Origin of the sequence: Robbsia andropogonis (genome assembly GCF_000970345.1) — a bacterium.
Taxonomy (GTDB): Bacteria; Pseudomonadota; Gammaproteobacteria; order Burkholderiales; family Burkholderiaceae; genus Robbsia; species Robbsia andropogonis.
Window position 1 is genome coordinate 258,134 of record NZ_LAQU01000001.1, and the last position, 21,634, is coordinate 279,767.

The following is a 21,634-nucleotide window of genomic DNA, read 5'->3' on the forward strand; positions in this document are numbered from 1 at the left end:
CGGCCACCTCCGCCACGGGCGGCCATACTGCCAGGGGGGCGAGCAGATCGTCCCGTGACCATCCTCCATGGGACATCGCCGCAAGCCTGGCCGATGAAAGCGCTATAGTACTCGCGACAGCCGTTATTCACCGAAATCGAACATGCAATCCTCCCCTACCGCCGCTGCCTCCGCCACACCCGCTTCCGCCCCGGACGGAAGCGCCTTCCGCTGCGCGCACCTGATCAAGGAAATCGGGCGCGGCGCCCGCGGCGCGCGGGCACTGTCCCGCGATGACACGGAGGCGTTGTTTACCGCCATTCTGGATGGCCGCGTCGATGATGTGGCACTGGGTGCGCTGTTGATGGCGTACCGCATCAAAGGGGAGACGCCTGACGAGTTAGCCGGCATGCTCGCCGCCGCGCAAACGCGCGTCAACGCGATCCCGTTTCCGTGCGATGGCGTGGAAACGGTCGCGGAGACAGCCGCCTCGCATCGCGCCACTGGATGGTTGCGTCCGGTATCGATCCCGTCTTATAACGGCGCCCGGAAGATGGCGAACCTCGTGCCGCTACTGGCGGCGATGTTGGCACAGCGGGGCGTTCCCGTTGTCGTACACGGCGTCCGCGACGACCCCGGCCGGGTGACGAGCGCGGCTATCTTCACGGCAATGGGGTTGCCCCCGGTCGCGTCGGCGGACGATGCGACGGAACGGTTAAGGGAAGGCAAACCCGTCTTCGTGCCAATCGATGTGCTGTCGCCAGGGCTGGATCGGCTGCTGAAACTGCGCGCGACGATGGGCGTACGTAACAGCGCCCATACCCTTGTCAAATTGCTGGATGTGTTCGCCTATCCGGAGGGCAGGCATGGCATACGCCTGGTCAACTACACGCACCCCCCCTATCGCGACAGTCTGGCCGGCCTGTTCGCGGCGCATCCGTCGCTGGCACGCGGCGATATCCTGCTGGCGCGCGGCACGGAAGGAGAAGCCGTGGCGGATGTTCGGCGTCAAGTACAGATCGATCGGCTGAAAGAGGGGGCTGCCGATGTGCTGGTGCCCTCCAGCCGTAGCGACGACGTGCCCGACGATCCCGCAATGCTGCAATTGCCCGACGCCGCGCAGGCGATGGACGCACATGCCACGGCGGCATGGATTACGGCGGCGCTGGCCGACGCCACGCGGATTCCGGCCGGCATCGCGCGACAAGTGACGCAGATCGTGGCGATTGCCAGCGACGGCGGGCGCTAGTTCACGCGCCGCCACCATGCCGTCGGCGGCACGCGAACTCGGCCTCTTCGGCCAACGCATCAACCGAAAAGTCGGCCTTCAGCTCCGCTACTGGAAGTTGTATTGCACGTAGACTTGGTGAAAGTCGATCCCCGGATTGGGGCTCTTGATACTGGCGTTCGAGAGATGTTGAAACCGGTATCCCAGTTGATACTGCTGATGATTGCCGAATTTGACCCCCACGCCCACCATATCGGCGAATTGGAACGCGGTGGACATCGTGTATGTATCCGACAATCTGGTATGTGTGAGTATGCGCACGCCTGCTCCCGCCTCCACATAGGGACGCCACGCACCTGACGACTTTTCGAAACGCAACACCGGAGTGGCGCCGAATTCACCAATTGTCTTGGTGGCGCTGCTTCCCACATCCCAGTACACCGCATGGGCTTCACCGACGACCGAAAAATTCCAGCCACCGATCTGCCACCACGTCAAATGTGGATCCCAGACAAGGCCTAGATCGTATTTTTGCGTGTGCACCTCATGATCGTTGGCAAAGCCATAAGCAAACTGCGCACCCCAGGTACTCGCCGCGTGAGCCAAGGTCGGCCCATACATGATTGCCGCAGCGCCCGCGATCAGTGCGCTGCGGAAAATCCGTTTTGTAATTTGCATCTACCGCTCCGTCGTCTACCTTCCGCGGTAATGAAGACCGCAGTCGTTCTTTTTAATATGTTTGATTACTCAAACCATTAGACCAGACGTTCAGCGCATCACGTCTGACAGCTTGCCGCCCTTGGATGAAGATCGCGGGGACACATGCTGAATTCATTCTAAGCACTTTGGCGATTTGCTGCGGAAACGTCGGGGATACGGCTAAAATGAAGGGTTTCCGTAAGATTTAGAGACAAATCCCCGGTAAGTAGTACACGCTGCGCACTAGACGCGGACCGGCGCGGAGGCGTACCATAGACGTTACCCTATCGGTGAAGCATACCTGATAGTTTTTGAACTTTTCGTTCAGGGTTTTGTCCAATTGGCTATTAGCACTCGGCAGCATTGAGTGCTAATATCTCTCTGTCATGATGCTGCTGTTCGGCTATTTTTCTGACAAGCTAACCGAGGATTTCACGTGAGCGAAGCCATGTCCCCTACCCTTTCAAGCGCGGCAGTGCGCGGCGGCGCGCTGGCGCTGGCGCCGAAGTCGTTGCTGACCGGGCACATCGGCAATATCGACGCTTATATACAAGCAGTAAACCGGATTCCCCTGCTGACGCAGGCGGAAGAGACCCGGTTTGCCCGCGATTTCCGTGAACATCAGGACCTGGAATCGGCACGGCAACTCGTTCTATCGCACTTGCGGCTGGTTGTATCGATTGCGCGGCATTATCTGGGCTATGGCCTGCCGCATGCCGACCTGATCCAGGAAGGCAATATCGGCTTGATGAAAGCGGTGAAGCGCTTCGATCCGGAGCAGAACGTGCGACTCGTATCGTATGCAATGCACTGGATCAAGGCCGAGATCCATGAATACATCCTGCGCAATTGGCGCCTGGTGAAGGTTGCAACCACGAAGGCGCAACGAAAGTTGTTCTTCAATCTGCGCAGCCACAAACAGGGCGCTCAGGCCTTCTCACCGGCCGAGATCGATGGCCTGGCAAAGGAATTGTCCGTCAAGCGTGAAGACGTGGCCGAGATGGAGCGTAGGCTGTCCGGCGGTGACATCGCCCTCGAAGGCCAGGTGGAAGACGGCGAAGAATCTTATGCGCCCATCGCTTACCTGTCGGATTCGCGGGCCGAGCCCAGCGAAGTATTGGAAACCCGTCAGTTCGATCGCCTACAATCGGATGGTTTGAGCACGGCTTTGGAGTCGCTCGACCAGCGCAGCCGCCGAATCATCCAGGCGCGCTGGCTGAACGTCGAGGATGACGGTAGCGGCGGTGCGACCCTGCATGAGCTGGCCGATGAATTCGGCGTCTCGGCGGAGCGTATTCGCCAGATCGAAGCCAGCGCCATGAAGAAGATGCGTGGCGCATTGAACGCGTTCGCCTGATCCCACGCGCCGCGGCCGCGGCGCCCTACGCGGCGCCGGTGCGCTCCGGTGCTAGTAGAAGACGGGCATCGTGGACCCACCGGTCCACGCCCTCCCCATCCTTTGCATATAGCCTCAGGCGACCTTCAGGGTCAAACACGAAACTGGCTGCCGTATGGGCAATGCCGTAGTGCCCTGCGCCCGGCTGTGACATGGAAGCGCCGGCTGCAGATGTTGCGGGCGTCTTTGCCACATAGATGTGAAATTGCTTTGCCAACTGCTGGACGGCTGCATCGGTCTCCGGCCTGAGTGCAACAAAACCAGCATCGAATGCCCGCACATATTCCGTCAATATAGCCGGCGTGTCGCGGTCGGGATCGACGGTGAGAAAAACGACTTGCAGGCGATTTCCATCGGCCCCCAGGCGCTCCTTGGCACGCGCCAGCTCGGCCAACGACGTCGGACAGACATCTGGACATTGCGCATAGCCGAACAACAGCACCACCACCTTGCCATGCCAGTCAGCAATCGTGCGCAAGGTGCCGTGGGAATCAGCAAGAGAGAAACGCGGATCGAAATCACGACTGCCCGTGATATCCAGATTGGCGAAATCCGCACCGCGTTTACCGCAGCCGCCGAGGGCCGCGCTCATCAAGCCGAGCGGCGACAGGCAAAGGGGGCGTGACGCGCCAGCCGCACCAATGCACAAAAGCGCACGGCGACGGCCGGCGGACGCTGGTAAGGCCGCGTGGCATGGGGCGTGCCGGTTGGAGGAAGTCATGACCCCGGAGTGCGCTCAGGCAAACACGCCGTACAGCATCTGCGCGTAGTGATCGACGAGCAACGCCGCAAACAGCAAAGACAGGTAGACAATCGAGAAACGGAACGCCCGACGCGCCAGCGCATCGGAATAGTGGCGCCAGATCTGCCATGAATAGCGCATGAAGACGCCGCCCAGGACGATGGCGCTCACCAAGTACAGATAGCCGCTCATCCGCGCCGCGAAAGGCATCAGCGTGACGGCGAACAGCGCGATCGTGTACAGCAGGATATGCAACCGTGTCAGTGCCTCGCCATGTGTATTTGGCAACATCGGCAATCCGGAACTCAGATAGTCCTTGCGGCGATAGAGCGCCAGCGCCCAGAAGTGGGGGGGCGTCCAGATGAAGATGATCAGCACCAGCAGCCAGGCTTCCGCGGGCACCGCACCCGTCGCGGCGGCCCACCCTAGCGCGGGCGGCATCGCCCCCGACGCGCCGCCAATCACGATGTTTTGCGGTGTCGACGGCTTCAAGATCAATGTGTAGACGATCGCGTAGCCAACAAAGGTGACCACGGTCAACCACATCGTCAGCGGATTCGTGAATCGATACAGCACCCACATACCCACTCCGCCCAACACCGCTGAAAACGCCAGAATGCGGCGGCTGTCGAGTTGGCCGTTGGCAGAGGGACGCCAGGCGGTCCGGCGCATCATCGCGTCGACCTTTTGCTCGACCAGGCAGTTGACCGCGAACGCGGCGCCCGCGGTCATCCAGATGCCCACGGTGCCACCAATCAGCACGCGCCAGGACACCATGCCACGCGTCGACAGAAACATGCCGATGATGGCGCAGAACACCGCCAATTGCGTAACGCGCGGCTTGGTCAGTGCATAGTACTGCGCGGCGCGACTGCGCGGCACGGAGGAAAGAGTTGTGCTATCCATCACTTGATCGGTGCGGGCGTGGCGCCATTATCGGCGCCCCTGCCCGATACGGCGGACGACGCGGAATCCGTTGAAAAAGCCGCCGCTTTTTGCGTAGGCGTCGAAGAGAGCGGTGCGGATCCCACTGGCGCCGCGTGATTCGAAAGGACGGCCGGGTGCGGCGCACCACGCGCAGGCGGCGTCGATCCGGCAGGTACACCGGTATCGGAATCCACGCCTGAACCGGCGTTTTCCACGGAACGCCAGCGTGCGGCCGACACGCGGTAGTTTAACATGACGAGGGTCAGCAACATGATGGCGGCACCGCCGTTATGCGCCACCGCGATCGGCAACGGCCACTTCAGCACGATGTTCGACATCCCGGTGAGGAACTGGACGATCGCGAGCGCGACGAGCAAACGCGCCGGTTGCCGCAGGGCCGGCGAGCGCTTCAGCATCCATCCGAGCCATGACAGATAGGCCACCACGACAATCGCGAACACCCGGTGCGTCCAGTGAATCGCCACCAATGCGGCCTGCGTGATCATCTCGCCATCCGCCCCCATCCCCAACTGACGCCACAAGTGGAAACCTTGGTGAAAGTCCATCGGCGGGACCCACTGACCGTTGCACAAGGGGAAATCCGTGCAGGCCAGGACCGCGTAATTGGTGCTGACCCAGCCACCCAGCGCAATCTGCACCGCCAGCAGCAACAAGCCGGCCCATACGGCAAACCGCCAGCGGCGTATACCTGGATCGAACGCGGGCTGCGGCGTTTGCGAGGCGGCAAACCATCCCAGCGCGCCAAGCAGCGTCAAGGCCAGCAACAGATGGGTTGTGACAATGACCGGCTGCAGCTTCAGCGTAACGGTCCACGCACCAAATGCCCCTTGCACCAAGACAAGTCCGAGAAGTCCTAAGGGCCAGCGAAGCGAGATACCCAGTGTCTTCCGGCGCGCGAACACGATGATGCCTTGTGTGATGATCAGCACGCCCAAAGCCATGCCGATGTAGCGATGGATCATTTCGATCCATGCTTTTGTCATCGTCACCGGTCCCGTCGGCATTGCCGTGGCGGCCTGATGAATGGCGTGACCGGCGCTGAATGGCGAGGCGGTACCGTAGCAGCCCGGCCAGTCCGGGCAACCCAGGCCGGAATCGGTCAACCGCGTGAAGCCGCCGAACATCACAAGGTCCAGCGTCAGGAACGTGGTGACCCAGAGCAACTTGCGGAACTTCGCCTTGTCACCCTTGACCAGGACATATGACAACGGCAATAGCGCGACGCACAGTCCGATGGCGGCAAGCTGGATGAAATGAGCGAGAGAAATCATCGTCTTAAAGGGTCTCCACGGCGACAGCGTAACGGGAAGATCGTCCCGCTACGCCACGCATGGATCAGCCGGCGGATAGCGAAAACACCAGCCGCGTCGCCGGAATGGCCATGCCGATGATGATGAGAAACGGCACAACGAGCCAGACCACTTCAACGGTCATGCTGCCATGGAAATTGGTGCCATCCTCGCTACGACCGCGAATGCGGCGAAGCCGGAGGATGGAATAAAGCATCGCGACGAATACGCCCGCGAACACCAGCAAGCAGAACACCATCAGCGCGACATGAATGTCTAAAAGCGCATGCAACCACTGCGCGAAGTCAAATGCGGCCATCATTACCTCCCACCGGGGACCGGACCAGGCGCGCCAAATGTGGCGCGGTCACTTTCACACCAGCGTCGGCGCAACACCATACTGAATCAGGATGTGCCCGCCGTCCCTCCGGTACGAACTTCTCCGAAAATGGCGATCCAGCGCATGGTCGGCGTCATGCGACCAAGCGCCGCATTATAGGCGCCGCCCCACCACGGCAGCAACCGAGCACGCGCCCGGGTACGTGGCCACCCTGCTCCGCAGGCGCCGAAATGTCAGACACATCCGCCCGCATCGATCATGAAGGTAAGCGGAACTTGGCCGAATTTTCCGGGGTTTTGCCGCTATTTCATCGTTAGTCCACCCCGTTTTAACGCGGACCGGTTTTTATTCAGGGTCTCCCCTCATCTTTCGCGACCAAATGCCGCACCGCCCAAAACAATACAATGCGGCGGCAGCAACGATGTCATTTTGCGACGCTGTTCGATATCTCACGCGGGCGCATGCCCTACTGCAATGCGGCAGTGCAGCGTGCGCGCGACGGCGACGCCACACTCGCCTCCTGCCCTGCCGTGCGGCCTCATCCCGCGCGCGCTGCGGCGCGCACCAGGCGCTTCCATCAGCCGGGGTCGCGGCGCAAGCGTTGCCGCCCCTGTCGTCCCCCGATTTCATCGATCCGCACGATCGCGCGGCCATCAGCGGTCTGCTTCGGTGCGGCCTTCCACGCATGGCCGTAGACGATTTCGAACGTCAACGGAATCACTCGATTGGCGTCGCGCCGCGCATCCAGTGCTTCGAGCCAGGCCTGGTAGAACCGGCGCCCCATCAACCCAGATGATCGAGTCGCCATGGTTTGCCCGTTCGCGGCACCGACGGACGCGAACTCCACTGGCCCGGACATCGCGCCCTGCGCACCGACGCCCCGCACCCACGGTCCCCATCCCTTGACGTCGCGGAGCAATGCGGCGGGCTCGCGATAGGTGATCGTCAGCCGCTCCATATCCATCACCGGCTCGGCGAAACCGCTGGCGATGAGCATGTCGCCAAAATCGTGCATATCGACGAAATCGCGTACCGGCGCACGGGGCATGTCCGACGCGGCTGGTGATTCCGTTGACGCAGGGGCTGTCCAAGGCAACGCGGACGCCGCCGCACCCTGCCGCGCGCTCGTCGATGTGGCGGGCACGACAGGCATTGGGTACAGCGCGGTGTACGCGTCGTACCAGGCATCCCGAACTTCGGCGAGTGTATCCGGCCCGACTGTGGAGAACATCAACAGCCCCCCCACGGCCAGCGCACGTTGCCACGACGGAAACACCTGATCGGGCGCCGGGTGCCATTGCAGCGCGAGATTCGACCAAATCAGATCGATGCTGCCAGCCGCGATCGGAAGGTCGGTAAAGTCGGCTTGAACGCGCCACGCCGCTTTCTCTCCCATCGCGCGACGCAGTGGCGCGGGCAGATTCCGCGACAGTTTGCGCTTCCACCCGGCGCTGTCGGCCTGCGCGCCGTCGAGCGTCTCCGGGACCCGCGCGAGCATGCCATGCGCAAGATCCACGCCCACCGCCTGCGCCATGGGATAGCGCTGCATCAATGCAGCCAGATCACTCCCAAGGCCACAACCGGCGTCCAGGATACGTAACGGGGACACCTTGATATAGTCCAGACGTTCGTGCATCCGGGACGCGATTTCCCGAGGCAGAAAGCTGAACTCGCCAAACGACGCCGCACGCCGTTCAAACCCGCGGCGCACGCTGGTCAACACCGTAGAATGCGCGGGCATGGCTGATGTTGGCGATCCGGCATCACCGGGCAACGGAGAAATTGAGTCGTTCGGCATAGTGAAACGGCGTTTTCCACGCGTCGGGACGACGCTACACTGGTCTCGCAGTATACGTCCACCGCACCGGCGACGCGTTCACGCACGCGGACACCGTTCGTGGCCGGCGCCGGCCACCCGTGACCCTGAGCCTCTCATGTCGAACGCATCGCCTCCCATCCCGATACGCCATCCGCCGCACGCCCTCATGCCCGGGACTTCGAGAACGCTCGCAGGCATGATACGGGCCTGGGCGAGCAAGCAATGGCGGGCGCTCCTGCCCGCGGCGTGCTTGCTATGTGAACATCGCGCCGATGGTCCCTTGTGCCGGCGCTGCGAACAATGCTACTGGCACGCCGACGACGCCGTGCCGCGTTGCGAGCGTTGCGCCGTACGGTTGTCCTTGCAGGCGCCTCCCGCCCGGGAACGCGAAGGCGTCCGCGCGGCGCTGCGCCGGTGTGGCCAGTGCCACATCCGCCCGCCGGCCTTCGATGCGGCCATTGCGCTTGCCGATTACCGGGCGCCGCTCGACGCAATGATCGTTGCCTTGAAATACCAGGGCCGCGTGGGCCTGGCTTCCGACTTCGCGCAACGTCTCGCCTGCCGGTTGACGACGATGCCCGCATCCGCACGACCGGATCTTCTCATTCCGGCGCCACTTTCACCGGAGCGTCTGGCCACCCGCGGGTACAATCAGGCCTGGGAAATCACCCGACGTCTGGGTGTACATCTGGCAATCGGCACCCATGCCGGACTGTTGCAACGCGCGCATACGGAAGCGCAGGCAAAGCTGGGGCGCGCTGCCCGACAGCGCAACCTGCAACGTGCGTTCTCTTTGGCCGGTGGCGTGTCCCTTACGGCCCTGGATACGATGTCGGAGGCGGACGCCTCCACGATCGGCATTCATGTCGGCGTTGTCGACGACGTCATGACAACGGGCGCCACGCTGGATGCGATTGCCACCACCTTGAAACGCCACGGTGCACGGCGCGTCACGGCCATCGTCGTATTTCGGACGGCTTGAAACCCGGCGTGGCGGCATTGCCCGATACCTTCTTTCGTACTTTATCGATTCACTGTTTCATCACGCTGTCGCCACCATGTTCAACGTCGTTCTGGTCGAACCGGAAATCCCACCCAATACGGGCAACGTCATCCGCCTTTGCGCCAACACGGGCGCTGACCTGCATCTGATCGAACCCCTCGGTTTTCCATTGGAGGACGCAAAGCTGCGACGCGCCGGGCTCGATTATCACGAGTACACGCGCATGCGGGTACATCCGTCATGGGAGGCGTTTCTGGACGCGACGCAACCCGATACCGCCCGGATGTTCGCGTTCACGACGAAAGGCGCCACCGGCTTCGCCGGTCAAGCGTTGCAACCCGGAGACTGGTTTGTTTTTGGCCCGGAAACACGTGGCTTGTCGGACGCTTTTTTGGCGACATTCGACACCGCGCATCGACTCAGATTGCCGATGCGGCCGAACAATCGCAGCCTCAACCTGTCCAATGCCGTCGCAGTCACGGTGTTCGAGGCATGGCGACAAGTCGGCTATGAGGGCGGGCTTTGACTATTCGGCCTTCGCGTCTCGCTGGAGCAGCATGGCAACGGCGTCGCGTGCCGGTTGTCCATCGAACAGCACGGCGCACACAGCGCGCGTGATCGGCATGTCGACACCGCGCGCATGGGCCAACGCATCCACGGCACGCGCGCACGCGACGCCTTCGGCGACGTGACCCAACCCCGCCAGGATCGCATCGAGCGATTGCCCGCTCGCCAGTTGCAAGCCGACCTTGCGATTGCGCGACAGATCCCCGGTAGCCGTCAGAATCAGATCCCCCACGCCGGACAGGCCGGTGAACGTTTCCGCTCGGGCGCCCAGTGCGACGCCAAGACGGGTCATCTCGGCCAACCCTCGCGTGACCAACGCCGCACGGGCATTCAGACCAAGGCCCAGGCCATCACTGATACCGGTGGCAATCGCCATCACGTTCTTGACCGCCCCCCCCACCTCCACACCCGGTAAGTCGTCACTCGTATAGATTCGCATCGCATCGTGATGACAGGCATCACGAATACGCTGCAGGCACGACGGATCGGTGCTGGCCGCGGTCAAGGCCACCGGCAGACCCAACGCGACCTCCTTCGCGAAGCTGGGGCCGGTCAGCACCCCCAAAGCCGGCCGTGCAACGTTCTGCGCGCCAGGATACGCGGCCTCCAGGACATCGGTGGCAACGTGATGCGGCAATTTGCCTGACCCGGCCTCGAAGCCCTTGCACAGCCAGACAATGGTCGTACCGGCCGGCAACAACATCGGGCCGGCGCCGTCCAATCCCGTCAGTCGCGACAGCATCGGACGCAGGCCGGCAACGGGCGTTGCCAGAACCAGCAGCGTGGGAGAAACGGTGGCATCAGGCGTGCCATGCGCGACGGCTGCCGCGAGGTCCGTGCCATAGCGCAGCATGGCCGGCAACGGGCAGCCAGGAAGGTAGATTTCATTGGTGCCATTCGCCGCGAGACGGGCAACGAGCGTGGCATCACGCGCCCACAGCACCACGTCGTGGCGGCGGGCGAGATGGGCGGCAACCGCGGTACCCCAGGCACCGGCGCCCAATACTGCTATTTTCATGCGGACGCTCAGTGCGTCTGCGGCGCGCTCTGGGCGACCATGATGTCGCTATCCGGGCCGCCGGCCTGCTGCTGTTGCTGCTCGTATAGCATCTGGAAGTTGATTTCCGCCAGGTGAATCGGCGGGAACCCCGCGCGCGTCAGCACATCGGCGATGTTCGAGCGGAGGTACGGAAACAGGATCTGCGGGCAAGCGATATTCAGAACGGGATCGAGCTGATCCGCCGGCAAGTTACGGATATCGAAGATGCCTGCTTGCGTCGCTTCCACCAAAAACGCCACCTTCTCGCCGACCTTGGCCTTCACGGTGCCGATGACACTCGCTTCGTAGACGTTTTCCTGCAACTGCTGGGATTTGACCATCACTTCCACTTCCACCTGCGGCATTTCCTGCTCAAGGAAAATCTGCGGAGCATTGGGCAGTTCCAGGGACGTATCCTTCAGGTAGATACGCTGGATATTGAAGAAAGGCTGGTCGTTTTGGTCGCTCATCGATCATCTCAGAAAATAAACCGGCGACATGCGGATCATATCGCCGGTGCAATACGCCAACCCATCATGCGCGACAACGCGCAAACAGGTGGTATCCGGGGTGCCGCCCGGTGGCCGCCACAACACGCGAACGCGGACGCGGCACAGCGGGCAAGCGGGTCAACTGCCCGTTACCGCACCATCCAACAGCGGCATCAGGCCACCGGCGCGGTCCAGTGCGGACAGGTCGTCATAGCCACCAACATGCGTTTCACCGATATAAATCTGCGGCACGGTGCGGCGGCCGGTACGGGACATCATGGCTGCCCGCTGCTCGGGGTCCTTGTCGATCAAAATTTTCTCGACGTGCTCGACGCCTCGCTGCTTCAGCAAGCGTTCCGCCATCTGGCAATACGGACAGACCTGCGTGCTGTACATCACGACGTGATGTGCGCCTTTGTCTTGTGGGTTACTCATTCGTTTGCTCCTTGCTTCATGCATTCGATGCCGCGCCCGTTACATCGGTCACCGCACGCCTCGCGAGGCGCGGCCGAACCGGACGGATGCGTTCAGGGACCTTCCCAGCATGTCACGCTTTCGATGCCACCACTGGCAACCCTGCTTTCTGCCAGCCGTCCACACCGCCTTGCAGCGAATGGACTTCGGTGTAACCAGCCTGTTGCAGCACGTCGAGCGCCTTGGCCGATTGCTGGCCGGTCTGGCAGACGACGATCACCGGGGTCACCTTGTTTTTTGCCACCTGCTGCGCCTTCGCCGACAGATCAGCAGCGGGAAGGTGCCGCGCCTGCGGCAAATGCCCCACCGCGTACGCCTGGGCAGTGCGGACGTCGATGACAACCGCATTCCGGCGATTTATCAGCAAAATGGCTTCACTGGACGACAGCCCACGGTTGCGCCGCGTCAACGTGGGCCACAACAACATCACGCCGGAAACCACGACGACGACGATCAGGACAAGGTTGAAGGGATTTGTAAAAAACTTCACAGGCGACCGCCGCAAAAAGGGAATTCGCGCATTATAGACAGTCTCGCCGGATTTTCGGGCCAATTGCGTCGGCGCAATGGTACGGTTGTGCGCCGGACACTCTAGAATGTGGGGATAGATGCGCGCGAATCAAGCACCCGGCGCCTGCCTGGTGGAGGCCTCCTCTCCCCGGGGGGAACCCCGTGTGGCCTGGCATCCAGGCATTCGCGCGCAGGCCGCATTATCCACTACCGATGTTTCGCCATGTACAAACTCGTTCTGATTCGCCACGGCGAATCCACCTGGAATCAGGAAAATCGCTTTACCGGCTGGGTTGATGTCGATCTGACCGCAAAAGGCGCGACCGAAGCCCGGCAAGCCGGCAAACTGCTGAAGGATGCCGGCTTCACCTTCGATATCGCCTACACCTCGGTGCTGAAACGTGCGATTCGCACGCTGTGGCATGTGCAAGACGAAATGGACTTGATGTATGTGCCCGTCGTGCATTCCTGGCGCTTGAACGAGCGTCACTATGGTGCGCTCGCGGGTCTGAACAAGGCGGAAACCGCGCAGAAGTACGGCGATGAACAGGTGCTGGTCTGGCGTCGCAGCTACGACACCCCGCCACCGGCGCTGGATGCCGCGGAAGCCGACAAGTGGGCCCGCGATCCACGTTACGTCAAGGTGCCACGGGAGCAATTGCCGCTGACCGAGTGCCTGAAAGACACCGTGGCACGCGTCATGCCGTTATGGAACGAGTCGATCGCGCCGGCATTGCGCGGCGGCAAGCGCCTGGTGATCGCCGCGCATGGCAACTCCATCCGTGCGCTGGTCAAATACCTGGACAGCATCCCGGACGACGATATCGTCGGCCTGAATATCCCGAACGGCATCCCGCTCGTCTATGAACTGGATGCAGACCTGAAGCCGATCAAGCATTACTATCTAGGCGATGCCGACGCCATCGCCAAAGCGCAAGCTGCCGTGGCGAACCAGGGCAAGGCGAAATAAATCCGCGCCGGGCGGACGCGCGCATCTGGCGCCCGCCCGGCCCACGCCGAACCTGGACGGCGCCCGCGCACGGCCTTTCACCCGCCTTGCTCAGGCAACACCGGTTCAAATCATGCACGCAAACCACGCTATACTGCCTGGGATACCCGTCGATAACGGCGCGTTCTAACGTATTTTCCTAATTCGCCCGTTTTGCACGCGGACCAATCCGCTCATTCCCACCTTCGTTATGCGCAAACACCTGAAGCACCTGGTATTGATCGTTGCCGGTCTGGCGACCGGCGTGCTGGCCACACTGCAGATTTCAGCGGCCGCCCAGACCACTGCGAACAACACGGCTGCGGCTGCGGTAGCGCCGTTGCCATTGGATCAACTCCGCTTGCTGGCGGAAGTTTTCGGACAGATCAAGCATGAATATGTCGAGCCGGTAGACGACAAGAAGCTGTTGACCGCCGCCATCAAGGGCATGGTGTCCAGCCTCGACCCGCATTCGTCGTATCTGGATAAGACCGACTACCAGGAACTCCAGGAACAGACGCAGGGCCGCTTCGCGGGGCTCGGCATCGAAATCTCGTCGGAAGACGGCCTGATCAAGGTGATCTCGCCAATCGAGGACACGCCCGCCGCGAAGGCCGGTATCCGTCCTGGTGACCTGATCACCCGCATCGACGACACGCCTGTACGTGGGATGACGCTCGATCAATCGGTCAAGCGCATGCGCGGCGCGCCGGGTTCGAAGGTCACGTTGACGATCTTCCGCAAATCGGACCAGCGCACGTTCCCGCTCACGGTGACCCGTGCGGAAATCGTCGTCAAGAGCGTCAAGTACAAGATCGAGGAGCCGGGTTACGCGTGGGTCCGGATCACGAGTTTCCAGGAAAAGACGGTACCGGATCTGGCCGCCGCGCTGCGCGATATCGCGCGCCAACAGCCGAACCTGAAGGGCTTGGTGCTGGACCTGCGTAACAACGGCGGCGGCTTGCTGCAAAGCGCGGTGGGCGTGGCCGGATCGTTCCTGCCGGCCAATTCCCTGGTGGTGTCGACGAACGGCCAGATCGCCGATTCGAAGCAGGCCTATCGCGACACGTTCGACAACTATCGTCTGCCAGGCATGACCACCGATCCGCTCAAGGGCCTGCCCGACGAGTTCAAGAGCGTGCCGATGATCGTGTTGACCAATGCCTACTCGGCGTCGGCCTCCGAAATCGTCGCGGGCGCGCTGCAGGATCATCATCGCGCGCTGATCATGGGCAAGACGACATTCGGCAAGGGTTCCGTGCAAACGGTCCGGCCGCTGACCGCCGATACCGCGTTGCGTCTGACGACGGCGTACTACTACACACCGAGCGGCCGTTCCATACAGAACAAGGGAATCCGTCCGGACCTGACCGTCGACCAGTTTGCCGAAGGCGACCCGGATGATGCGCTGGTGACACGTGAAGTGGACTACACGAACCATCTGGCCAACCTGCAGGACCCGAACGAGAAGAAGGAAGCCGAGACACGGGAAGCAGACCGGATGGAGCAACTGCGCCAACTGGAAGAACGCAACGACAAGATGACGCCGGAACAGCGTCAGAAGGAGCGCAATCGCCAACCGCCTGATTTCGGAACGATAACCGGCGCGAATGCGGACTTCATGCTGCAACAGGCATTGAACAAGTTCAAGGGCTTGCCGGTACAGTTGTCGAAGTCGGCAGCCGAACGTACGCTGTCGGCCGCGAAGCCGCCGGTTGATGCATCGGCCCCCGTGGTCACGACCAAGCCCGCGTTGCCGGCAGTCCCCGGCGCCTCGGCACCGGCCGGCAAATGAACGATGCGCAGTTGCTGCGGTATTCGCGGCACATCCTGCTGGATGAATGGGGTATCGAGGTTCAGCAGGCCGTATGCAACGCCCGTGTCCTGATCATCGGCGCGGGCGGGCTGGGATGTCCGGCGGCGCTGTATCTGGTGGCGGCCGGCATCAAGCAACTGACGGTGATCGACGGTGACGATGTCGACCTCACCAATCTACAGCGACAGATAGCGCATACCACCGCCAGCGTGGGCCAGGCCAAGGTCGACTCCTTGGCGGACACGGCGGCCCGTCTCAACGCTGATGTTCTCTTCCGCGCTATTCGCACCCCCGCCGACGATGCCCTGCTGGCGCGCGAGGTGCCGTTGGCCGATGTGGTGCTCGACTGCACCGATCACTTCCGCATTCGCCAGGCCATCAATCGTGCCTGCGTAGCGCATCGGGTACCGCTCGTGTCCGGAGCGGCATTGCGATTCGATGCCCAGGTGACGACGTTCGATCTCACCGACGACGACGCACCCTGCTATGCGTGCATGTTTCCACCCGAGCCTGCGCCAGAAGAGGCATCCTGCGCGACGATGGGGGTGTTTGCCCCGACGGTCGGGATCATCGGGGCGATCCAGGCAGGCGAGGCGTTGAAGGTGCTGTCCGGGGGAATGGGCGAGACACTGTCCGGCAGACTGCTGATGCTCGACAGCCTGACCATGCGTTGGAACGAGTTCAAGGTCTCACGGCAACCGGATTGCCCGGTCTGCAGCGGTCATGCAGGCGCGACACGACCGCATGCGATATAACGGGCGCGCCGCCACAGTTCCCACCGGCTTGCCTCCGATGTTCATCGCGCGCTACAACGCCGCCAGCCGGGCCACGGTCGCCTGAATCTCGGCAGGCTCCACCATTGCCGCAAGGTCGGCGACACATTTTTCCAGCTTTTCGAGATCCGAGCGTAACACTTCGCGCTTCACCAACAGCAATTGGCTCGGGTGCATCGAGAACTCACGCAGACCCATCCCGAGCAGCAGTCGCGTCATCAGCGGGTCACCCGCCATTTCACCACAGACCGCCACCGGAATCTTGGCGCGGTTCGCCTCGCTGATCGTCATGCTCAGCAATTTCAGGACAGCAGGATGCAACGGGTCGAATAACGCCGCAACGGCGTTGTCCGCACGGTCGATTGCCAGCGTGTACTGGATCAGGTCATTGGTCCCGATTGACAGGAAATCGAAACGTTTCAGGAACAAGGGCAGAGCCAATACCGCGGCCGGGATCTCGATCATCGCACCAATCGGCACGTTCGGATCGTATTTGATGCCGGCAGCGTCGCACTGCGTCTTGGCCTCGTCGATCAACGCCAACGTTTGATCCATCTCGCTGGCATGCGCCAGCATCGGGATCAGGATGCGAACCGGACCATGCGCCGAGGCGCGCAGTATCGCACGCAACTGCGTCAAGAACATCTGGGGCTCTGACAGGCACCACCGAATGGCGCGCAGCCCCAGGGCCGGGTTCATCTCCGCCTCGAAACCCTCGCCGGTACGCGAGTCGAGCGGCTTGTCAGCGCCCACGTCAATGGTCCGAATCGTCACCGGCAGACCATTCATCGCCTCGATCGCGCGCTGGTACTGCGCCAGTTGTTCATCCTCATCGGGCAAGGTGCCGCGCCGGTTCATGAACAGGAATTCGGTTCGAAACAAGCCGACCCCGGTAGCACCTGCGGCAGACGCCGCCAATCCATCGTCCGGCAATTCGATGTTGGCGTGCAGATGCACGGGCGTGCCGTCCAACGTCTGCGTACTGGCCGAGCGCAACAACTGCAGCTTGCGTTGCTCGAGCGCGCGTTCGCTTTGCCGGTAGCGGTACTCCTCCAGCACGGTCTCTGGTGGCGAAACGATGACGACGCCGCGCTCGCCATCCACGATGATCACATCGTCCATCCGGATCAAGGTACTCGCTTGCTGCATGCCAACTGCCGCAGGGATCCCGAAACTGCGCGCGACGATGGCGGTGTGAGAAGTACGGCCACCCAAGTCGGTGACGAAGCCGCAGAAACGTTGCGTCTTGAACTGCAGCATGTCGGCCGGGGCGATATCGTGTGCAACCACGATCATCTCCATGTCTCCATCACGCGTGCGTTCGGCCACCAGTAACGCCGCGGACGGATGACCGGCCAGTACCTTCAGGACACGTTCCACGACCTGCTCGACGTCGGCGCGACGTTCCCGCAGATAGGGATCGTCCATTTCGTCGAAGTGCCGGATCAGGCTGGCCAACTGCTCGGTCAAGGCCCATTCGGCGTTGTAGCGCCGGGTGCGGATCAACTCCACCGTCGCGTCGCCGAGCATGGCGTCGCGCAATAGCAGGCCGTGGACGTTCAGGAAGGCGTCCATTTCGCCGGGCGCATCGGGCGGCAGTTCCGCACGCAAGACTTCCAGCTCCGCGCCCACGGCGTCTTGCGCCGTCCGGAACCGCTGCACCTCTGCGTCGACGTCACCCGGCTCGACGACATAGTGATCGACGTCGATCGCGGCCGATCCGATCAGGCAGGCACGACCAATGGCGATGCCTTTCGAAACCGGAATCCCATGCAGAGTGAAAGACACGCGCGCGCTCCCAACAAAAGAGGTCGATGGGGTTGAATGCCACAAAGCACGCGCAGGACGGAGGAAAGAGGGTGACGACGACGCGTGCGAATGCGCTACTGGCCTTCACCGAATTTGTCGGCGATCAGCCCTTTCAGCGCCGTCATGGCATCGGCTTCATCGGCGCCTTCGGTTTCTACCAACACCGTACTGCCAATGCCCGCCGCTAGCATCATCACGCCCATGATGCTCTTTGCATTGATCCGGCGTCCATTGCGCGACATCCAGATCTCGCAGGCAAACTTGCCTGCCAACTGCGTCAGTTTAGCCGATGCTCTCGCATGCAGCCCGAGTTTATTGATGATGGTGATTTCTTCGCGCTGCATGGTGCTCGGACGGACAGGTAACCGGGGGAACGGGGAAAACGTAGGGTGCCGCCTGCGCGACCGCCTGAATGCCATTGGTGCCACCGGCCAACGTCTTTTCGACCAGCATGTCCAGCGATGTGGTGCGATAGCAGATCGCACGAAGCAGCATCGGCAGATTCACGCCGGAAAGCACCCGAACATTGGGTATCGACGCCAGCCTCCCGGCGATATTTGCCGGGGTTGCGCCATATAAATCAGAAAAGACCAGCGTGCCATTGCTGTCTTTCAGGTGCTCGATTTCCGCACGCGCGACTTCTTCGACAGCGGCGGGATCACTATCGGGCAATACGTCGATTGCACCAATCTGCGCAGGCAATCCGCAGTAGATGTGTTTCAGACAATCCCGCAGCGCACTTGCCAGCGGGGCGTGAGCAACAATCAAAATACCGGCCATTTTTTTCCAGCCCCGAAAGGCTCGAGTTGCCAGGCGCGCCATCGCTGCGAATATCGGGGGAGGTGCCGGTCTACCGCCAGCCGCCGCCGATGAGGCACGCGCGGCAAGATTACGCGACCTCCCGGCGATATTGCGCCCCGCGGCATTCGCACCAACCCTGGTACGTTACATGCGCGCGAACATGACGCATCCGCCCGGATTGACGGGAAAGCGTCAGGCTTTAAATCGATTGTAACATTCCGGCGGCCGAAGTGCGCTGCACAATGATGGACCGGTCATCAAAGTGTTGCCATAAACCCTTCGCGACAGCAGCCTACCGTGCGTCGACTGGATCAGGCATTGGCGGTGGTCTCAAGGGCGTCGACGAACAGCGCGGCCACGTCACAGCCGGTCTGATCCATGATCTCCCGGAAGCAGGTCGGACTAGTGACGTTGACCTCGGTCAGGCAATCACCGATTACATCCAGCCCTACTAGCAACAAGCCACGTGGATAGAGGACCGGCGCCAGGGTCTCCGCAATCTCCCGGTCCCGCGCCGACAGGGGCTGCGCACGCCCGACGCCTCCCGCGGCAAGGTTGCCACGTACCTCCGTGCCCTGCGGAATGCGCGCCAAGGAAAACGGCACCGGTTTGCCACCGATCAGCAGAATGCGCTTGTCACCCTGCTTGATTTCCGGGATGTAGCGCTGCGCCATGATGGTGCGGGCACCATTATCACTCAGCGTCTCGATAATCGCACCGAGGTTTAATTCGTCGTCCCGCACGCGAAAAATACCAGTGCCGCCCATGCCGTCGAGCGGCTTCAAAATGACGTCCCGGTGGGTCGCATGGAACGCGCGCAATTGGGCGGCATTCCGCGTCACCAGCGTCGGCGCGGTGAATTGCGCGAATTCGCCGATCGCCAGTTTTTCCGAATGGTCGCGGATTGCCCGTGGCTTGTTGAATACGCGTGCACCCGCCCGCTCGGCGATTTCGAGCAACCACGTCGCGGTGACGTATTCCATGTCGAAAGGCGGATCCTTCCGCATCAGGATCGCGTCGAAGTCGGTCAACACGCGCTGCCGCGCAGGTTGACGGGCGAACCAATGCGACTGCTCTTCACCAACGATGTCGATCTGGCTGGAGACGGCGGACACCGCGCCGCTTTCCAGGGCCAGCGTCTGCGCCTCACAGGCAAACACGGTGTGGCCTCGACGATGCGCCTCGACCATCATCGTGTAGGTCGAGTCCTTGTAGATCTTGAATTGTTCCAGCGGATCGGCGATGAACAGAATTTTCATGGATCAGACCTGTATGGCCTCCGGATCGGTTTTTTCCAGTTCGATGGACGCAGCCAGCAATGACAGGCGCGCGACCACGCCGTAGAGATAGAACCGGTTGGGCGGCGCGGCAGCCGCGGCGTGCTGGTCGGGCATCGCCGCGCTCTCGAACGACAAGGGAACGAACTGCATGCCCGGTGCATTCAGGTTCTCGTCGCGCTCACGGTTCTGATGCACCCGGTAGAACCCGCCCACGACATAGCGGTCGATCATATACACCACCGGCTCGGCCACGGCGGCATTGACGCGCTCGAACGTGGGCACGCCCTCCTGGACGATCACGTCATGGACTTCGATGCCTTCCTTGCCAGTCGCCATCTTGTTCCGGTCGCGCTTGCTGAGGCCGGCCACCTCGGCCGCGTCGTGGACCGTCATCACACCGTTGCCGTACGTTCCCGCGGACGCCTTGACGACCACGTACGGCTTCTCGCCGATGCCGTATTCGCGATATTTCTTCGCGACCTTCTTCAGCACCGAATCGATCGCGTCGGCCAACCGTTCCTCGCCGATCCGCTCCTGGAAATCGACATCGTTGACCTTCGCGAAATACGGATTCAGCATCCAGGGATCGACATCGACAACCTTGGCGAAGCGCTTGGCCACGTCGTCATAGCACGCAAAGTGGTTCGACTTGCGCCGCACGGCCCATCCGGCATGCAGCGGCGGCAGCAGGTATTGCTCGTTCAGATTCTCGAGCACACGTGGAATACCGCCAGACAAATCGTTGTTCAGCAGAATCGAGCACGGGTCGAAGTTCTGCATGCCGAGGCGCCGCGGCATACGCTGCACTGGCTCGAACACCAGCGTCTGACCGTCAGGCAGCGTCACGGTCATCGGGTCCATCAGGTCGTCGTCGAGCGAGCCGATCCGGACATTCAAGCCCGCCTGCCGCATGATCGACGACAACTGCGCCAGATTTTCGAGATAAGCGCGGCTGTGATGCCCGCCTTCCGGGATCAACAGCAGATTCTTCGCGTCGGGGCAGATTTTCTCGATGGCGGCCATCGATGCCTGCACCGCCAGGGGAATCATCTCTGGCGGCAAGTTATTGAAACCACCGGGAAAGAGATTGGCGTCCACGGGCGCCAGTTTGAAGCCTGCATTGCGCAAGTCCACCGAGCAATAGAACGGCGGCGTATGCTCCTGCCACTCGAGTCGGAACCAACGCTCGATCGCCGGCGTGGCATCGAGGATCTTCCGTTCCAATTCGAGCAAGGGACCGTTCAGCGCGGTAACAAGATGCGGAACCATTAATATCTCGCGGGCGGTTAATGTGGGGAATTGTATGCTTATATAGAGCGGAGAGACGTTGAAAACCGTCTTTCACAGACCAGACACGACCCCCAGATCGGTCAAATCCTTATCCGCCCGCGTCCGAAACATGGAGGACAAAATCCCCTGCCGTCCGGTGCCATGCGTCATGCATAGGCCGGCCCGTTGGGCATGGGACGGGCTCATCGTAGCGCAAAAATCAGGCCAACTTCGATATTGCGCGGGCACCCTGGACCACACCGCGATAAGTGTTTGATCAGCCTAATTTTATCACCCGACGCCCCGGGACCCAATTGATGACCGGTGGGTCATTTTTTCCGAACGCCCGGCATAAAACGTCATGACGCGCTTAC

The 21,634-nt window shown here is 61.8% G+C and carries 21 protein-coding genes and 1 pseudogene; 7 read left to right on the forward strand and 15 right to left on the reverse strand.

Going from position 1 to position 21,634, the window contains the following annotated elements; genetic code table 11:
- Nucleotides 1-142 precede the first annotated feature (142 nt).
- On the forward strand, nt 143-1,228 hold the full coding sequence (gene ybiB, locus WM40_RS01200; protein ID WP_024902499.1) for a DNA-binding protein YbiB: 1,086 nt from the start codon (nt 143-145) through the stop codon (nt 1,226-1,228).
- Nucleotides 1,229-1,315: 87 nt separating this feature from the next.
- Here the strand turns inward: ybiB and WM40_RS01205 are convergent, their stop codons facing one another.
- On the reverse strand, nt 1,316-1,885 hold the full coding sequence (locus WM40_RS01205; protein WP_024902498.1) for an acyloxyacyl hydrolase: 570 nt from the start codon (nt 1,883-1,885) through the stop codon (nt 1,316-1,318).
- Nucleotides 1,886-2,354: 469 nt separating this feature from the next.
- On the opposite strand from WM40_RS01205, the gene rpoH reads away from it, so the two are divergent.
- Complete coding sequence (rpoH, locus tag WM40_RS01210) at nt 2,355-3,263, forward strand: RNA polymerase sigma factor RpoH (RefSeq protein ID WP_024902497.1); 909 nt, start codon at nt 2,355-2,357, stop codon at nt 3,261-3,263.
- A 25-nt stretch (nt 3,264-3,288) separates the two neighbouring features.
- Here rpoH and WM40_RS01215 read toward each other — a convergent pair whose 3' ends face one another.
- The 5 genes and pseudogenes from WM40_RS01215 to WM40_RS31025 form a co-directional block, all read right to left on the reverse strand.
- Nucleotides 3,289-4,023: an SCO family protein gene (locus WM40_RS01215; RefSeq protein WP_024902496.1), complete on the reverse strand. Its 735-nt coding sequence runs from the start codon at nt 4,021-4,023 to the stop codon at nt 3,289-3,291.
- A gap of 15 nt (nt 4,024-4,038) precedes the next feature.
- Nucleotides 4,039-4,950 carry a heme o synthase gene (cyoE, locus tag WM40_RS01220; protein ID WP_024902495.1) on the reverse strand — a complete coding sequence of 304 codons (912 nt, stop codon included), beginning with the start codon at nt 4,948-4,950 and terminating at the stop codon, nt 4,039-4,041.
- Nucleotides 4,951-5,195: 245 nt separating this feature from the next.
- A pseudogene (locus WM40_RS01225) lies at nt 5,196-6,263 on the reverse strand (COX15/CtaA family protein); the annotation flags it as partial.
- A 64-nt stretch (nt 6,264-6,327) separates the two neighbouring features.
- The gene (locus WM40_RS01230) at nt 6,328-6,600 is read right to left on the reverse strand and encodes a cytochrome c oxidase subunit II transmembrane domain-containing protein (protein ID WP_157685656.1); all 273 of its coding nucleotides are present in this window, start codon (nt 6,598-6,600) and stop codon (nt 6,328-6,330) included.
- A gap of 598 nt (nt 6,601-7,198) precedes the next feature.
- On the reverse strand, nt 7,199-8,362 hold the full coding sequence (locus WM40_RS31025) for a methyltransferase domain-containing protein (RefSeq protein WP_051504282.1): 1,164 nt from the start codon (nt 8,360-8,362) through the stop codon (nt 7,199-7,201).
- Between the two features lie 274 nt (nt 8,363-8,636).
- On the opposite strand from WM40_RS31025, the gene WM40_RS28475 reads away from it, so the two are divergent.
- The gene (locus WM40_RS28475) at nt 8,637-9,422 is read left to right on the forward strand and encodes a ComF family protein (protein ID WP_082102357.1); all 786 of its coding nucleotides are present in this window, start codon (nt 8,637-8,639) and stop codon (nt 9,420-9,422) included.
- 76 nt (nt 9,423-9,498) lie between these two features.
- The gene (gene trmL, locus WM40_RS01245) at nt 9,499-9,969 is read left to right on the forward strand and encodes a tRNA (uridine(34)/cytosine(34)/5-carboxymethylaminomethyluridine(34)-2'-O)-methyltransferase TrmL (RefSeq protein WP_046151902.1); all 471 of its coding nucleotides are present in this window, start codon (nt 9,499-9,501) and stop codon (nt 9,967-9,969) included.
- On the opposite strand, the gene WM40_RS01250 is transcribed toward trmL, so the two are convergent.
- From WM40_RS01250 to WM40_RS01265, 4 genes are all read right to left on the reverse strand, one after another.
- On the reverse strand, nt 9,970-11,028 hold the full coding sequence (locus WM40_RS01250) for an NAD(P)H-dependent glycerol-3-phosphate dehydrogenase (protein WP_046151903.1): 1,059 nt from the start codon (nt 11,026-11,028) through the stop codon (nt 9,970-9,972).
- Nucleotides 11,029-11,036: 8 nt separating this feature from the next.
- Complete coding sequence (gene secB / locus WM40_RS01255) at nt 11,037-11,519, reverse strand: protein-export chaperone SecB (RefSeq protein ID WP_046151904.1); 483 nt, start codon at nt 11,517-11,519, stop codon at nt 11,037-11,039.
- A 159-nt stretch (nt 11,520-11,678) separates the two neighbouring features.
- Complete coding sequence (grxC, locus tag WM40_RS01260) at nt 11,679-11,975, reverse strand: glutaredoxin 3 (RefSeq protein ID WP_024902487.1); 297 nt, start codon at nt 11,973-11,975, stop codon at nt 11,679-11,681.
- Between the two features lie 112 nt (nt 11,976-12,087).
- Entirely contained in the window at nt 12,088-12,504 is a 417-nt protein-coding gene (locus WM40_RS01265) for a rhodanese-like domain-containing protein (RefSeq protein ID WP_024902486.1), read from the reverse strand.
- Nucleotides 12,505-12,747: 243 nt separating this feature from the next.
- Between WM40_RS01265 and gpmA the strand changes: the two genes are divergently transcribed.
- From gpmA to WM40_RS01280, 3 genes are all read left to right on the forward strand, one after another.
- Nucleotides 12,748-13,494 carry a 2,3-diphosphoglycerate-dependent phosphoglycerate mutase gene (gene gpmA, locus WM40_RS01270; protein WP_024902485.1) on the forward strand — a complete coding sequence of 249 codons (747 nt, stop codon included), beginning with the start codon at nt 12,748-12,750 and terminating at the stop codon, nt 13,492-13,494.
- A gap of 229 nt (nt 13,495-13,723) precedes the next feature.
- Nucleotides 13,724-15,307 carry a S41 family peptidase gene (locus WM40_RS01275; protein WP_024902484.1) on the forward strand — a complete coding sequence of 528 codons (1,584 nt, stop codon included), beginning with the start codon at nt 13,724-13,726 and terminating at the stop codon, nt 15,305-15,307.
- A complete protein-coding gene (locus WM40_RS01280) occupies nt 15,304-16,083 on the forward strand; it encodes a HesA/MoeB/ThiF family protein (RefSeq protein WP_024902483.1) in 780 nt (259 codons plus the stop codon). Before WM40_RS01275 ends, WM40_RS01280 begins: the two co-directional genes overlap by 4 nt.
- Nucleotides 16,084-16,134: 51 nt before the next feature.
- Here WM40_RS01280 and ptsP read toward each other — a convergent pair whose 3' ends face one another.
- The 5 genes from ptsP to gshA form a co-directional block, all read right to left on the reverse strand.
- The gene (ptsP, locus tag WM40_RS01285; RefSeq protein ID WP_024902482.1) at nt 16,135-17,889 is read right to left on the reverse strand and encodes a phosphoenolpyruvate--protein phosphotransferase; all 1,755 of its coding nucleotides are present in this window, start codon (nt 17,887-17,889) and stop codon (nt 16,135-16,137) included.
- Nucleotides 17,890-17,984: 95 nt separating this feature from the next.
- Entirely contained in the window at nt 17,985-18,254 is a 270-nt protein-coding gene (locus WM40_RS01290) for an HPr family phosphocarrier protein (RefSeq protein WP_024902481.1), read from the reverse strand.
- Nucleotides 18,223-18,690, reverse strand: a complete 468-nt coding sequence (locus WM40_RS01295; RefSeq protein WP_024902480.1) for a PTS sugar transporter subunit IIA — start codon at nt 18,688-18,690, stop codon at nt 18,223-18,225. Before WM40_RS01295 ends, WM40_RS01290 begins: the two co-directional genes overlap by 32 nt.
- 332 nt (nt 18,691-19,022) lie before the next feature.
- Nucleotides 19,023-19,970: a glutathione synthase gene (gshB, locus tag WM40_RS01300; protein ID WP_024902479.1), complete on the reverse strand. Its 948-nt coding sequence runs from the start codon at nt 19,968-19,970 to the stop codon at nt 19,023-19,025.
- A gap of 3 nt (nt 19,971-19,973) precedes the next feature.
- Nucleotides 19,974-21,260, reverse strand: a complete 1,287-nt coding sequence (gene gshA, locus WM40_RS01305) for a glutamate--cysteine ligase (RefSeq protein WP_024902478.1) — start codon at nt 21,258-21,260, stop codon at nt 19,974-19,976.
- Nucleotides 21,261-21,634: the final 374 nt, after the last annotated feature.

What these genes read in the sequence shown, in the direction of transcription:
- grxC (WP_024902487.1), bottom strand. Translation starts at nt 11,975, where the DNA reads ATGAGTAACCCACAAGACAAAGGCGCACATCACGTCGTGATGTACAGC.
- WM40_RS01250 (WP_046151903.1), bottom strand. Translation starts at nt 11,028, where the DNA reads ATGAAAATAGCAGTATTGGGCGCCGGTGCCTGGGGTACCGCGGTTGCC.
- gshB (WP_024902479.1), bottom strand. Translation starts at nt 19,970, where the DNA reads ATGAAAATTCTGTTCATCGCCGATCCGCTGGAACAATTCAAGATCTAC.
- trmL (WP_046151902.1), top strand. Translation starts at nt 9,499, where the DNA reads ATGTTCAACGTCGTTCTGGTCGAACCGGAAATCCCACCCAATACGGGC.
- gshA (WP_024902478.1), bottom strand. Translation starts at nt 21,260, where the DNA reads ATGGTTCCGCATCTTGTTACCGCGCTGAACGGTCCCTTGCTCGAATTG.
- WM40_RS01205 (WP_024902498.1), bottom strand. Translation starts at nt 1,885, where the DNA reads ATGCAAATTACAAAACGGATTTTCCGCAGCGCACTGATCGCGGGCGCT.
- cyoE (WP_024902495.1), bottom strand. Translation starts at nt 4,950, where the DNA reads ATGGATAGCACAACTCTTTCCTCCGTGCCGCGCAGTCGCGCCGCGCAG.
- WM40_RS01230 (WP_157685656.1), bottom strand. Translation starts at nt 6,600, where the DNA reads ATGGCCGCATTTGACTTCGCGCAGTGGTTGCATGCGCTTTTAGACATT.
- WM40_RS31025 (WP_051504282.1), bottom strand. Translation starts at nt 8,362, where the DNA reads ATGCCCGCGCATTCTACGGTGTTGACCAGCGTGCGCCGCGGGTTTGAA.
- ybiB (WP_024902499.1), top strand. Translation starts at nt 143, where the DNA reads ATGCAATCCTCCCCTACCGCCGCTGCCTCCGCCACACCCGCTTCCGCC.
- WM40_RS01215 (WP_024902496.1), bottom strand. Translation starts at nt 4,023, where the DNA reads ATGACTTCCTCCAACCGGCACGCCCCATGCCACGCGGCCTTACCAGCG.
- gpmA (WP_024902485.1), top strand. Translation starts at nt 12,748, where the DNA reads ATGTACAAACTCGTTCTGATTCGCCACGGCGAATCCACCTGGAATCAG.
- WM40_RS01295 (WP_024902480.1), bottom strand. Translation starts at nt 18,690, where the DNA reads ATGGCCGGTATTTTGATTGTTGCTCACGCCCCGCTGGCAAGTGCGCTG.
- WM40_RS01290 (WP_024902481.1), bottom strand. Translation starts at nt 18,254, where the DNA reads ATGCAGCGCGAAGAAATCACCATCATCAATAAACTCGGGCTGCATGCG.
- rpoH (WP_024902497.1), top strand. Translation starts at nt 2,355, where the DNA reads ATGTCCCCTACCCTTTCAAGCGCGGCAGTGCGCGGCGGCGCGCTGGCG.
- WM40_RS01280 (WP_024902483.1), top strand. Translation starts at nt 15,304, where the DNA reads ATGAACGATGCGCAGTTGCTGCGGTATTCGCGGCACATCCTGCTGGAT.
- secB (WP_046151904.1), bottom strand. Translation starts at nt 11,519, where the DNA reads ATGAGCGACCAAAACGACCAGCCTTTCTTCAATATCCAGCGTATCTAC.
- WM40_RS01275 (WP_024902484.1), top strand. Translation starts at nt 13,724, where the DNA reads ATGCGCAAACACCTGAAGCACCTGGTATTGATCGTTGCCGGTCTGGCG.
- WM40_RS28475 (WP_082102357.1), top strand. Translation starts at nt 8,637, where the DNA reads ATGATACGGGCCTGGGCGAGCAAGCAATGGCGGGCGCTCCTGCCCGCG.